Origin of the sequence: Sphingomonas sp. R86521 (assembly GCF_042466235.1) — a bacterium.
Taxonomy (GTDB): domain Bacteria; phylum Pseudomonadota; class Alphaproteobacteria; order Sphingomonadales; family Sphingomonadaceae; genus Sphingomonas.
Genome location: NZ_JAXHBY010000001.1, coordinates 69,030 through 81,682, shown reverse-complemented (window position 1 = coordinate 81,682; position 12,653 = coordinate 69,030). Strand labels below are relative to the sequence as shown.

Here is a 12,653-nt window from a genome sequence, read left to right as displayed (position 1 = left end):
GGGCGAAGCCCCTGTCGTCGAACGGGCCTTGCCCGCCGGCCGCGCTTGAGGGGTTTGCAGGCTTGCCTGCTGCCCCTCTACGCGAAAGGCCCCCGCTCCGGGGGCGTGGAGCGAGGGCCGACTCAGCGTTCGTCACGCAGGCGAGATATGAAGAAACCAGGCAACAGGGGGGAAAATCCTGGCGCCCCACATCCGCGAGGAACCCTCTAGGCGCGTGAACCTGTCGCTCGGATGAATGAAACGTCCGATCCGGGAAGATTAGCGCGTCGTCGAGCGCCGCGGGTCGTTCCAGCGGAAAATATTGTCGCTGACCGGCGCGCCGAAGCGCTGGTTCGACAGCCGAATCGTGGTGCGGTTGTTCTGGCTGTCGAGTGCGACCCAGCCCTGCAGCATCAGCCCGCCCGGCGCGGCGCCGTCGCGCGCGAAGACCAGCGTGATGCGGCCATATTCGGGATGCTTGGGATCGTTCGCCTCGACCGAGACCAAGCGATTGTCGATACCGGGAATGAGTTTGGCATAGCGGGTGATGTCGCGGCTGGGGTCGAGCAGGACGCCGAGCGGCGAGTTCTTGATCGGCCAGCGCTGCACCTGCTTCACCGAATAATCGATGAAGGTCAGCGCGCCGCTTTCCGCAACGATCAGGATCGGCACGCCCTTCTGGTACTGGAAGCGAAGCTTGCCGGGCTTCTTGAGCGTCAGCACGCCGGTCAGGACCTTGCCGTTGCGATCCGACTGCGAGAAGTCGGCGGTCATCGTCGTCACCGACTGGAGGTGACGCTGGACGGCGGCGAGGTCGCCGGTCGCCTGGGCCGACAGCGCGGCGGGGGCGCTGAGCGTGACGGCGGCGATCGTTGCGATCAGGGCGGGACGGTACATGAAATTCTCCTAGGGCCGGGTGAGTGGCCGACGCGGCTTGAACGCGCACTGAACCCCTATTCCGTCATCCTGACGCCGTCGGGGTTTAACGTTACACGCGGTGCGCTTGGTACTCTGGGTCCTGACTTTCGTCAGGATGACGGGGGTGGGGGTAAGAGGGTGGGTGCCCTCTAGATCGCATGACCTTCGGTATCGCGAAGCACTTCGCGGCGGCCGACATGGTCGGGGCGGCCGACGATGCCGTCCTTTTCCATCCGCTCGATCAGCCGCGCCGCCGAGTTGTAGCCGATCCGGAGCTGGCGCTGGAGCCACGAGGTCGAGGCCTTCTGGCTTTCGCAGACCAGCTGGATGGCATTGCGATATTGCTGGTCCTCGGCGGAATCCTCGCCGGTCGGGGTACCGTCGAGGACGAAGCCGTCTTCGGGTTCCTCGGTGACCGACGAGATATAGTCGGGCAGCCCCTGCGATCGCCAGTGATCGGCGACCGCGCGGACTTCGTCGTCGCTGACGAACGGACCGTGGACGCGGACGATACCCTTGCCGCCGGGCATATAGAGCATGTCGCCGCGACCCAGCAGCTGCTCGGCACCCTGTTCGCCGAGGATGGTGCGCGAATCGATCTTCGAGGTGACGTGGAAGCTGATGCGGGTCGGCAGGTTCGCCTTGATCACGCCGGTGATGACGTCGACCGACGGCCGCTGCGTCGCCATGATCAGGTGGATGCCCGCGGCGCGCGCCTTTTGCGCGAGCCGCTGGATCAGGAACTCGACCTCCTTGCCGGCGGTCATCATGAGATCCGCGAGCTCGTCGACGATCACGACGATCTGCGGCAGCACGTCGTATTCGAGCTTCTCTTCCTCGTACATCGGCGCGCCGGTGTCGGGGTGATACCCCGTCTGGACTTTCCGCCCGAGCGGCTGGCCCTTGGCCTTGGCGCCGCGAACCTTGTCGTTGAAGCTGGCGAGGCTGCGGACGCCGACCGAGGACATCTGGCGATAGCGGTCCTCCATCTGCTCGACCGCCCATTTCAGCGCACGCACCGCTTTGGCTGGATCGGTGACGACCGGCGACAACAGATGCGGGATGTCGTCGTACATGCTCAGTTCGAGCATCTTCGGATCGATCATGATCATCCGGCACTGGCTGGGCGTAAGCTTGTAGAGCAGCGACAGGATCATCGAGTTCAGGCCGACCGACTTGCCCGAGCCGGTGGTGCCCGCGACGAGCAGATGCGGCATCGGCGCGAGATCGGCGATCACCGAATCGCCTGCGATATTCTTGCCGAGGATGATCGGCAGCTGCGCCTGCTGATCCTCGAAGGTCTGGCTTCCGACGAGTTCGTGCAGCGACACCGCCTCGCGGCGCGCGTTCGGCAGTTCGATGCCGATGACGTTGCGCCCAGGGATCACCGCGACGCGCGCGGAAATCGCCGACATGTTGCGGGCGATGTCGTCCGCGAGCGCGATCACGCGACTGGCCTTGATGCCCGGCGCGGGTTCGAGTTCGTACATCGTCACGACCGGGCCCGGCCGCACTTCGATGATCGCGCCCTTGACGTGGAAATCGTCGAGCACGTTTTCGAGCAGGCGCGCGTTGCGCTCGAGGCCCGCCTTGTCGATCACGTTGCCCTGGCTTGGCGGCGAGGGCGTGAGCAGGTCGAGCGGGGGCAATGTATAGTTGTCGCGCAGATCGAGTTGCGACTGGGGCTTTGGTCGTGCCTGCGACGGCGCGACCTGGCGGTCGGCGATCACCGGGGCGGGGCGCGGATCGGGTTCCGCGACCGCGCGCGGGGTGACCGGCTTGCGGGTCAGCGTCAGCGGTTCCTCGTCGTCGATCTCGTCATAGCCGAGATCCTGCGGGTCCAGGTCGGCGCGACCGGCGCGGCGCAGGCGCCAGCTGCGCTCGCCGAGTTCGATCTCGAGACTGCGCGCCCAGACGATCGCACCGGCGACGCCCACCAGCAGCCCGATCGCGCGGGCGGACCAGAGTTCGGCGACCGGTTCGCCGATGAACGACAACGCCCATTGCGTAGCGTTCGCGACGGCAAGGCCGACGACGCCGCCCCATCCTGCGGGGAGCGCCAGCACCGACGAGTCGGAGACGAACGCCAATGCACTGGCCATCAGCGCGACGCCCAAGGCAGCCTGGCGCAGCATCCGGCCCCAGCGCCCGGCGGGTAGGTCGCGCCACAGCCGGGTGCCGACGATCGGGCCGACCGGCAACAGCAGCGCGACCGCGGGGCCGAACAGCGACAGCGCGATGTCGGCGAACCATGCCCCCGGCGGTCCGATCAAGTTGGCGGGATAGCCGCCGGAAGCGGTGTTCAGCGCGGGATCGCTAGCGTGATAGCTGGCCAGCGCGACCGCCATCGCCAGCGTTAGCAGGAAGATCGCGATGCTGGCGATCAACGCGCCGCTGCGCACCGCGCCGGCCTTTACCGTCTCACGCCACAAGGCTGGCTGCGCGCGGCTCGCCATGTCGAAATCCCCAATGTCCGTAAACCATGGTTTTCATCGTCCGACCCCGGGCCGTCGTCAAGTCAGCAGCGTTGGCACAGGACGGTTGGCGGGATAGAGCGGCTTCATGGACACAGATGTCATCATTCTCGGCGGCGGGCTGGTAGGCGCGACGCTGGCACTCGCGCTCGACGTGCACGGTGTTTCCTCGGTCGTCATCGACCCGGCGGACCCGGCGGTGACGCTGGCGCCGGGCTTCGACGGGCGGGCGTCGGCGGTGGCCAGCGCCAGCCACCGGATGCTCGATGCGATCGGCGTCAGCGCCGCGCTGGCGGGCAAGGGCTGCGCGATCCGGCATATCCGGGTCAGCGACGGGCTGGAGCCGGGGGCACTCGATTTCATCCCCGACGCCGACGATGGCGCGCTCGGCACGATGTACGAGAACAAGCTGCTGCGGCGCGCGCTGTTCGACGCCGCTAGCAGCGCGGCTCATGTCGACCTGCGGATGCAGACGCGGGCGGTGAGCGTCGATCGATCGGCAGCCGGCGTGGTCGCGACACTCGATTCAGGGGATAGCGTGCGCGCGCCGCTGCTGATCGCGGCGGAGGGGCGCAATTCGCCGACCCGCGAGGCGGCGGGGATCTCGGTGGCGCGGTGGCAGTATGATCACACTGCGATCATCGGGGCGTTCCACCACGAGCGATCGCACGGGGATACCGCGTACGAGATCTTCTATTCGGCGGGGCCGTTCGCGTTGCTGCCGCTGCCCGACGATGCCGACGGGCATCGCTCCGCGATCGTGTGGACGGTCGACGCCAAGGACGGCGCTGCGATGCTGAAGCTCGGGGATCGGGCGTTCCTGGCCGAGGCGGAAAAGCGGATGGGCGGGTTCCTGGGTGCGTTGTCGAACACGAGCCCGCGGGCGTCGTATCCGCTGGGCTTTCATCATGCGGCGCGGATTACCGCCGAGCGGCTGGCGCTGATCGGCGACGCGGCGCACGGAATCCATCCGATCGCGGGGCAGGGGCTGAACCTTGGCTTCCGCGATGTCGCGACGCTGGCGGAGGTGCTGGTCGAGGGCAAGCGGCTTGGGCTGGACCTGGGCGATGCGGCGCTGCTCGATCGGTATCAGCGGTGGCGCGGGCTCGACACGTTCATGGTGGCGATCGCGACCGATACGCTGACCCGGCTGTTCGGGGTGCCGGGCAAGACCGCGAGCGCGGTGCGGCGGTTCGGGATTTCCGCTGTCAACGCGATCCCGCCGTTGAAGGACCGGTTCATGGCAGAGGCGCGCGGCGAGAGCGGCGATTTGCCGAAACTGCTGCAGGGATTGATGGTCTGAGACGTCGCGGATGAGGGAAGGCAGGCAGTGCGCCGCCTGCCTCCCCTTCGACCCTCGCGGCTCAGGCGTCCGCGGTTTCCAGCGCGGGATAGTCGATATAGCCCTTGGGGCCGCGGCTGTACCACGTCGCCATCTCATCCTGGTTGAGCGGTGCGCCGGTGCGCAGACGCTCGGGCAGGTCGGGGTTGGCGATGAAGGTGCGACCGAACGCGATCGCGTCGGCGACGCCCGAATCGATCGCCGCCTGCGCCTCGTCGACGGTGCGGTAATCCGAGTTCAGCACCAGCGGGCCGGTGAAGGCCTCGCGGATCTGCGGGCTGATCTTGGGCACGTCGGTGCGGCCGAAGGTGCCGTTCGGGCCGGGCTCGCGCAGTTCGAGGAAGCCGATGCCGATCTCCGACAGCGCCTTGGCCGCGGCGGTGAACAGCGGGATCGGGTTGCTGTCGTCGACGCCCTGCGAATCACCGTTGGGCGACAGCCGGATCGAGGTGCGGTCGGCGCCGATGACGCTCGCGACGCGCTCGGTGACTTCGCGCATCAGGCGGATGCGGTTCTCGATGCTGCCGCCGTAGCGGTCGTCGCGGAAGTTCGCGTTGTCGCGCAGGAACTGGTCGATCAGATAGCCGTTCGCGCCGTGCACCTGGACGCCGTCGAACCCGGCGGCCTTGGCATTGCGCGCCGCCAGTTCGTAATCGGCGAGCAGCCGCGGGATCTCGTCGGTTTCCAGCGGACGTGCGCTCTCGAAGTCCTGCTTGCCCTCATAGGTATGCGCCTGGCCCGCGGTCGCGGTCGCCGAGGACGATACCGGCTGGCCGCCGATCACCGACGAATGGACCTGGCGACCCATGTGCCACAGCTGCACGACGATGCGGCCGCCGGCGGCATGGACCGAATCGGTCACGGGCTTCCACCCGGCGACCTGTTCGTCGGTCCACAGACCGGGCGCGTACGGCCAGCCCAGGCCTTCGCGGCTCATGCCGGTGGCTTCCGAGATGATCAGGCCGGCGCTGGCGCGCTGCGTGTAATACTCGACCATGATATCGGTCGGCACGGCATCCTTGTCGGCTCGGCCGCGCGTCAGCGGTGCCATCAGAATGCGGTTGGGGGCGGTGATCGCGCCCAGTTTGATCGGATCGAAGAGGTTCGGCATGGGGACTCCTTAGTGCCTGACGCGCGGAAGATAGGGCGCTAAGGCTCGGCTCGCATCGCCGTCCGGCGGAAAGAATAACTTGGGGGCGTTGCGCACCACGTCGTGGCGCCCATCTGAAAGGTCGGGAGACGACATGACCGAAGACCTGACGCTCGACGAGATCCGCGACCGGCTCGCCTCCGGTATCGCCGCCAACGCGGCGTTCGACGGCTGGGGCGACGCGGCGCGCGACATGGCGGCCGAGGGTGCGGGGATCGATACCGATGTCGCGGCACTGGCGTTTCCGGGCGGTGCGGTCGACATGATCGACGCCTGGTTCGCGAGCATCGACGCGGCGATGGCGGTCGCGCTGCCCGCGGAGGTGCTGGCGCCGATGAAGGTTCGCGCGCGGATCACCGCGCTGGTCGAGGCGCGGATCGATGCGGTGGCGCCGTACCGCGAATCGCTGCGCCGCGCGCTCGCGATCTTGGCGTTGCCGCAGCATGTCGCCCGCGGCGCGAAGCTCGGCTGGCGCAGCGTCGACGTGATGTGGCGCGCCGCGGGCGACGTCTCGACCGACTATAATCACTACACCAAGCGGACCATCCTGCTGGGCGTGTACGGCGCGACGATGACCGTGCTGCTCGACGACGACAGCGAAGGGCAGGCCGAGACGCGCGCGTTCCTGGCGCGACGGGTCGACGGGATCATGGCGTTCGAACAGGCCAAGGCGAAGTTCCTCACGCGCACTGCGAACCGGCCTAGTCTGTCGCGGTTTGTTGGCCGGTTGCGCTACCCGGTGCGGTGACCGGGTATTAGCTCCCCCCGTCATCCCGGGCTTGCCCCGGGATCCAGGGTTACTGGCGATACCGTTTGTGGCCCTGGATCCCGGGACGAGCCCGGGATGACGGCGCTCAGATGAATCGGATCGTGGCTTGTCTGCGCCACAAGACATCACTCGGGGCTTTCCCTTTTGATCCGTTACTGATAATCAGTCGCATCATGAGCAAGCCGCACAGCCTCGAAACGCTTCCGCACCGTCAACACGGTGTGGTCGCCGCGATCGACTGGGCGAAACTGGCGGTGCCCGAGGCGCGCAGGCTTCGCGAACTGGGCTTCGACGAGGGCGTCGATGTCGAGGTGCTGCACCGCGCGGCGCTGGGTCGCGGGCCGATCGCGTGTCGTATCGGGCGGATGACGGTGGCGTTGCGCCGGGCCGTTGCCGGCGCCATCCACGTTTCGCCTGCGCACGCCCCCGCCGAATAAAGGCCGCACGATAGAATGAACGCCGCACCTTTGGTGGCACTGGTCGGCAATCCCAATGCCGGCAAGAGCGCGCTGTTCAATGCGCTGACCGGCGCACGACAGAAGGTCGGCAATTATCCCGGCGTGACGGTCGAGCGTAAAGCCGGACGGCTGGTGCTCGACGACGGGCGACCGGTCGAACTGGTCGACCTGCCCGGCGCTTACAGCCTCGAACCATCCTCCCCCGACGAACGCGTCACCCGCGACGTCGTCACCGGCACGCAGGACGGCGAACGCCTGCCCGATGCGCTGGTGGTGGTGGTCGACGCCTCGAACCTCGACAACCATCTGCGCTTTACGCTGCAGCTGATCGCGCTGGGCCTGCCGGTGATCGTCGCGCTCAACATGGTCGATCTGGCCGAGCGCGACGGGCTGACGCTCGACCCCAAGGTGCTGGCGCGCGAGCTGGGGGTGCCGGTGATCCCGACCGTCGCGGTGCGGCGGCGCGGGCTCGACGAGTTGCGCGCACAGCTTGGGCAGATCGTCGTCGCCGGGCCGATGCGACTGCGCGCCTCCACTGGCGCGGTGCAGGAGGACATCGTCACGCTGCAGCGCCGCGCGCGGCAGATCGCGAATGCGGCGACGGTGTCGGAGACCACTGTGCGGCGCTGGACGCACATGCTCGACGCGGTCGCGCTGCACCCGGTCGCGGGGCCGATCCTGTTGCTCGCGATCATGTTCACGATGTTCCAGGCGGTGTTCAGCTGGGCACAGCCGTTCATGGACGCGATCGACTCCGGGTTCGTGTGGGTGCAATCGACCATCGCCGCCGAATTCGCGCCATCGCTGCTGCGATCGCTGATCGCCGACGGGGTGATCGCGGGCGTCGGCGCGGTGATCGTGTTCCTGCCGCAGATCCTAATCCTGTTCCTCTTCATCCTGGTGCTCGAGGCCAGCGGCTACATGGTCCGCGCGGCGTTCCTTATGGACCGGGTGATGGCCAGCGTCGGGCTGTCGGGCCGCGCGTTCATCCCGCTGCTGTCGAGCTTCGCCTGCGCGATCCCGGGGATCATGGCGACGCGAACGATCGACGACGAGAAGGACCGGCTGACGACGATCCTGATCGCGCCGCTGATGACGTGTTCGGCGCGGCTGCCGGTCTATACGCTGATCATCGGCGCGTTCATTCCCAACACCATGGTGCTGCCGTTCGTCGGGCTGCAGGGGCTGGTAATGCTCGGGCTGTACATCATGGGCATCGTCGGTGCGTTCGTCGCGGCGCTGGTGCTGCGGCGGACGGTGACCAAGGGCGTGTCGTCGGGCTTCATGATGGAGATGCCCAAATACCAGTGGCCGCAGTGGCGCGATGTCGCGATCGGGCTGTGGAGCCGCGCGCAGATCTTCCTGAAGCGCGCCGGCGGGATCATCCTGACCTCGACGATCATCCTGTGGGTGTTGCTGAGCTTCCCCAAGCCGCCCGAGCAGCCGGCGGGTGCACCGAAGATCTCGGCGGTCGATTATTCCGTCGCCGGGCGGATCGCCAACGGCATCGCGCCGGTGTTCGCGCCGATCGGCTTCAACCGCGATATCGTGCTGGCGCTGATCCCGGCGATGGCCGCGCGCGAGGTCGCGGTGGCGGCGATCGGCACGGTCTATGCGATCGACGATCCCGAGAGCAACCAGGGCGGCAAGGCGATGATCGAGAACCTGCGCGGCCGCTGGAGCCTGCCCACCGCGCTCGCCTTCCTGATGTGGTTCGTGTTCGCGCCGCAGTGCATTTCGACGATCGCCGTCACCCGCCGCGAGACCAATGGGTGGAAATGGCCGGCCTTCATGGTTGGCTATTTGTTCGCCGCCGCGTACATCATGGCTGGCATCACATACTGGCTGGCGGTAGCCGCGGGTTTGTAGGTGATGCGCTGAGCGGACTCCAAATCCGTTCAAGGCGTAGGTCCTGGTCCTTCTCCCCAGAAGCGATCATCCCTTCCACCGGGTAATCTGCACCCAGGTCCTACGCCGATACCTTCTATTCGTTCATGCTCGTCTGAGCAATCAAACCTTACTAGTGGAGTCCTGGTTCGTGGCAGGCAGCGTCAACAAGGTCATCATCGTCGGCAATCTGGGTCGCGACCCCGAGAGCAAGGCGTTCCAGAACGGCGGCAAGGTCGTCAACCTGCGCATCGCGACGTCGGAGTCCTGGAAGGACAAGATGTCGGGCGAGCGCAAGGAAAAGACCGAATGGCATTCGGTCGCGATCTTCAACGAAGGGCTCGCCAACGTCGCGGAGAAGTATCTGCGCAAGGGCTCGAAGGTCTATATCGAAGGCGCGTTGCAGACCCGCAAATGGCAGGACCAGGCGGGTGCCGACAAATATTCGACCGAGATCGTGCTGCAGGGCTTCAACAGCGTGCTGGTGATGCTCGACGGTCCCGGCGGCGGCCAGGGTGCCGGCGGTGGCGGCGGCGGATCGCGCAGCGGCGGCGGTGACGACTGGGCCGGTGGCGGCGGCGGCAACGACTATGGCAGCGGCGGTTCGTCCGGTGGTGGTTACGGCGGCGGTGGCGGCGGAAGCCGTGGCGGCGGCGGTGGCGGTGCACCCGCGGGTGGCGCGCGTGGCGGCTTCTCGGACGATCTCGACGACGACGTACCGTTCTGATCCGGGGTGACGGGCGATCGCGACATGACGACTGAGGGCTCGGCCGACGAGGCGATCCGCACCCGCGTGATCGCGGCGTACGATGTCGCGGGCGCGCGTGTCGCCGGCCAGCTCGACGACATCGTCGCGTTCGCGGCGGAACTATGCGGCGTGCCGGTCGCGCTCGTCAGCCTGGTCGAGGAAGAATATCAGCGGTTCCTGGCGCGGATCGGTACCGACCTGCTCGCGACCCCGCGCAGCCAGTCGTTCTGTGCGCATGCGATGCTGGGGCACGAGGTGATGCAGGTGCCGGATGCGCGCGAAGATCCGCGCTTCGCCGACAATGCGCTCGTCACCGGCGCACCGTTCATCCGGTTCTATGCGGGCGCGCCGCTGGTTTCCAGCGAGGGTGTGCCGCTGGGCGCGCTGTGCGTGATCGATAGCGAGCCGCGCGCGGCGCTGACGCCGTTGCAGCATCGCGGGCTTCTGATCCTCGCGAAGGCGGCGATGGGGCGGCTGGACGATCGCCGCGTCGCACGTGAGCAGGGCGAAGCCGAAGCCGCCGCGCGCCGCGTCCTCGAAGCAAGCGACCTGAAATTCCGGACACTCGCCGACACCATGCCACAGATGGTGTGGTCGACACTGCCCGACGGCTTCCACGATTACTACAACGCGCGCTGGTACGAGTTCACAGGTGCGCCCGAAGGCACCACCGACGGAGAGGGATGGAACGGCATGTTCCACGTCGACGACCAGGACCGCGCTTGGGCCGCGTGGCGGCACTCGCTGGAGACCGGCGAACCGTACGGCATCGAATATCGCCTGCGCCATTTCGACGGCACCTATCGCTGGGTGCTGGGTCGTGCGCTGCCGGTGCGCGACCAGGACGGCGCGATCATGCGCTGGTTCGGGACCTGTACCGACATCCACGAACAGAAGCTGGCGTATGAGGAACGCGAGGTCATCAGCCAGGAGCTGAGCCACCGCATCAAGAACATCTTCGCGGTGATATCGGGGCTGATCTCGTTCGCGGCGCGCGGCAAGCCGGAGTTCGCGGCGACCGCGACCGACCTGCGCCACCGCATCACCGCGCTGGGACGCGCTCACGACTTCGTCCGTCCGCACAGCGCGCAGTCGCGGCCGACGGTGCGGCAGGATAGCCTTCACGGTCTGCTCGCCGATCTGTTCGAACCCTATAAGCAGGGCGACGGGGTCCGCCTTGCGGTGATCGGCGACGACGTCCGGGTCGACGATCGTTCGGCGACGCCGATCGCCCTGCTGTTCCACGAGTTGGCGACCAACGCGACCAAGTACGGCGCGCTGAGTACCGTAACGGGCGCGGTCGAGGTCGCGATCGCCGCGGGGGCGGATACCGTCGTGATCACCTGGCGCGAGCGTGGTGGTCCGCCAGTCGCGGCACCGGCGGGAAGCGGCGGGTTCGGCAGCCAGCTGATCGAAATGAGCGCCGTGCGGCAACTGGGCGGGACGGTCGCGCGTGACTGGCGGCCCGAGGGCTTGGTGATGGATATCGCGATCCCGGCGAGCGCGCTGAGCCGCGCCGCCTAACTAGTCCCGGTTATCGCGGGCGGTCAGCGCGAGGCGATGTCCGTCGCGTCGTTCACGGGCGTTCCGGCCATGCCCTTCGCGACCGCCTCGACACGCTCCATGACCCGTAGGATGTTGCCACCGGCCAGTTTGGCGAGGTCGGCGTCGCTCCAGCCGCGGCGGACCAGTTCGGCGAACAGCGTCGGGTAGCCATCGACCCCCTTCATGTCGGCAGGGCCGGTACCCTGGATCCCGTCGAAATCGCCGCCGAGACCGACATGGTCGACACCCGCAACCTTGGCGATGTGGTCGACATGGTCGGCGACCGTCGCCGATGTCACGCGGGGTTCGGGATGGGCGGCATCCCAGGCGATCAGCGGGCCGGCGGCCTTGTTGCCGTAGGCGTTACCGGGCACGCCGACCGACTTGGCATAGGCCGATCGCGCCTGGTCCCAGGCGCGCCACTGCGTCGACAAGAAGGCGGGGTAGCAATTGACCATCACCACGCCGCCATTGATGCCGATCGCGGCGAGCAGGTCGTCGGGGATGTTGCGCGGTGCGTCCGCCAGCGCGCGGGCGCTGGAGTGCGAGGCGATCACCGGCGCGATGGTCACCGCGAGCGCGGCGCGCATCGTCGCGTCGGAGACGTGCGCGAGATCGACGATCATGCCGATGCGGTTCATCTCGGTGACGACCTGGCGACCAAACGCGCTGAGCCCGTTGGCGCGGGGCGCATCGGTGGACGAATCGGCCCAGGCCAGGCTCTTGCCGTGGGTCAGCGTCATGTAGCCGACGCCGAGCGCGCGGTATTGGCGGAGGACCGACAGCCGACCGTCGATCTGATGCCCGCCCTCGACGCCGATCAGCGACGCGATCCGCCCCGCCTTCTGGATGCGGCGGACGTCGGCGGCGGTGGTCGCCAGTTCGAAGGTGCTGGGATTGGCGGCGACCATGCGGCGGACGATGTCGATCTCTTCGAGCGTCGTCTCGACCGCCGCCGGGCCGGTGGTGTCGGCGGGGATCCACACCGACCAGAACTGCGCGCCGACATGGCCTTTGCGCAGCCGCGGGATGTCGGTCTGCATCGGATAGGGCAGTGCGGCGGTGCCCTGCGCCAGCGGCACCGCCTCGGGCTTGGCATCGCCGTGTTCGCGGATTTCCCAGGGGAGGTCGTTATGCCCGTCGATCACCGGTGTGCGCGTGAGGATGCGGTCGACGCGCGCGGCGATGGCCGGGGCAATGGCCGGAGCGGCGGCCGAGGGTTCGGCGGCGGCGAGCAGGAGAAGCGCGGTGATCATGGGTGCAGGGCTCGCGAAAGGCCGCAAAGGTAACACTCACGCGCATGTTGTCGCGTGCAGAGGACCGTTGCTGGGCCGGTGTTCGTCATGGCCGCGAAGGTGACACAGCATCGCCGGTGTAGGACAG

The 12,653-nt window shown here is 67.6% G+C and carries 10 protein-coding genes; 6 read left to right on the top strand and 4 right to left on the bottom strand.

The features are described 5' to 3' along the window. Positions 1-258 precede the first annotated feature (258 nt). Positions 259-876 carry an outer membrane lipoprotein carrier protein LolA gene (locus SJY20_RS00405; protein WP_380784634.1) on the bottom strand — a complete coding sequence of 206 codons (618 nt, stop codon included), beginning with the start codon at positions 874-876 and terminating at the stop codon, positions 259-261. A 170-nt stretch (positions 877-1,046) separates the two neighbouring features. Then, complete coding sequence (locus SJY20_RS00400) at positions 1,047-3,353, bottom strand: DNA translocase FtsK (RefSeq protein ID WP_380784633.1); 2,307 nt, start codon at positions 3,351-3,353, stop codon at positions 1,047-1,049. A gap of 106 nt (positions 3,354-3,459) precedes the next feature. Here SJY20_RS00400 and SJY20_RS00395 point away from each other — a divergent pair, with 106 nt between their 5' ends. Further along, positions 3,460-4,674 carry a UbiH/UbiF/VisC/COQ6 family ubiquinone biosynthesis hydroxylase gene (locus SJY20_RS00395; RefSeq protein WP_380784632.1) on the top strand — a complete coding sequence of 405 codons (1,215 nt, stop codon included), beginning with the start codon at positions 3,460-3,462 and terminating at the stop codon, positions 4,672-4,674. Positions 4,675-4,735: 61 nt separating this feature from the next. Here the strand turns inward: SJY20_RS00395 and SJY20_RS00390 are convergent, their stop codons facing one another. Then, entirely contained in the window at positions 4,736-5,824 is a 1,089-nt protein-coding gene (locus SJY20_RS00390) for an alkene reductase (RefSeq protein WP_380784631.1), read from the bottom strand. Between the two features lie 133 nt (positions 5,825-5,957). Between SJY20_RS00390 and SJY20_RS00385 the strand changes: the two genes are divergently transcribed. The 5 genes from SJY20_RS00385 (at position 5,958) to SJY20_RS00365 (ending at position 11,249) form a co-directional block, all read left to right on the top strand. Further along, positions 5,958-6,611: a COQ9 family protein gene (locus tag SJY20_RS00385; protein ID WP_380784630.1), complete on the top strand. Its 654-nt coding sequence runs from the start codon at positions 5,958-5,960 to the stop codon at positions 6,609-6,611. 194 nt (positions 6,612-6,805) lie between these two features. Further along, positions 6,806-7,069 carry a ferrous iron transport protein A gene (locus SJY20_RS00380; protein ID WP_380784629.1) on the top strand — a complete coding sequence of 88 codons (264 nt, stop codon included), beginning with the start codon at positions 6,806-6,808 and terminating at the stop codon, positions 7,067-7,069. 15 nt (positions 7,070-7,084) lie between these two features. After that, on the top strand, positions 7,085-8,959 hold the full coding sequence (locus SJY20_RS00375; RefSeq protein ID WP_380784628.1) for a ferrous iron transporter B: 1,875 nt from the start codon (positions 7,085-7,087) through the stop codon (positions 8,957-8,959). 169 nt (positions 8,960-9,128) lie between these two features. After that, positions 9,129-9,704, top strand: a complete 576-nt coding sequence (ssb, locus tag SJY20_RS00370; RefSeq protein ID WP_380784627.1) for a single-stranded DNA-binding protein — start codon at positions 9,129-9,131, stop codon at positions 9,702-9,704. A gap of 24 nt (positions 9,705-9,728) precedes the next feature. After that, positions 9,729-11,249: a sensor histidine kinase gene (locus SJY20_RS00365; protein ID WP_380784626.1), complete on the top strand. Its 1,521-nt coding sequence runs from the start codon at positions 9,729-9,731 to the stop codon at positions 11,247-11,249. 23 nt (positions 11,250-11,272) lie between these two features. On the opposite strand, the gene SJY20_RS00360 is transcribed toward SJY20_RS00365, so the two are convergent. Further along, positions 11,273-12,526, bottom strand: coding sequence for a dipeptidase (locus SJY20_RS00360; RefSeq protein WP_380784625.1), 1,254 nt, complete (start codon positions 12,524-12,526; stop codon positions 11,273-11,275). Positions 12,527-12,653 lie beyond the last annotated feature (127 nt).

Excerpts from the sequence above, each read along its gene's own strand:
- SJY20_RS00390 (WP_380784631.1), bottom strand. The coding sequence starts at position 5,824 with ATGCCGAACCTCTTCGATCCGATCAAACTGGGCGCGATCACCGCCCCC.
- SJY20_RS00395 (WP_380784632.1), top strand. The coding sequence starts at position 3,460 with ATGGACACAGATGTCATCATTCTCGGCGGCGGGCTGGTAGGCGCGACG.
- SJY20_RS00405 (WP_380784634.1), bottom strand. The coding sequence starts at position 876 with ATGTACCGTCCCGCCCTGATCGCAACGATCGCCGCCGTCACGCTCAGC.
- SJY20_RS00380 (WP_380784629.1), top strand. The coding sequence starts at position 6,806 with ATGAGCAAGCCGCACAGCCTCGAAACGCTTCCGCACCGTCAACACGGT.
- SJY20_RS00385 (WP_380784630.1), top strand. The coding sequence starts at position 5,958 with ATGACCGAAGACCTGACGCTCGACGAGATCCGCGACCGGCTCGCCTCC.
- SJY20_RS00365 (WP_380784626.1), top strand. The coding sequence starts at position 9,729 with ATGACGACTGAGGGCTCGGCCGACGAGGCGATCCGCACCCGCGTGATC.
- SJY20_RS00360 (WP_380784625.1), bottom strand. The coding sequence starts at position 12,526 with ATGATCACCGCGCTTCTCCTGCTCGCCGCCGCCGAACCCTCGGCCGCC.
- SJY20_RS00400 (WP_380784633.1), bottom strand. The coding sequence starts at position 3,353 with ATGGCGAGCCGCGCGCAGCCAGCCTTGTGGCGTGAGACGGTAAAGGCC.
- SJY20_RS00375 (WP_380784628.1), top strand. The coding sequence starts at position 7,085 with ATGAACGCCGCACCTTTGGTGGCACTGGTCGGCAATCCCAATGCCGGC.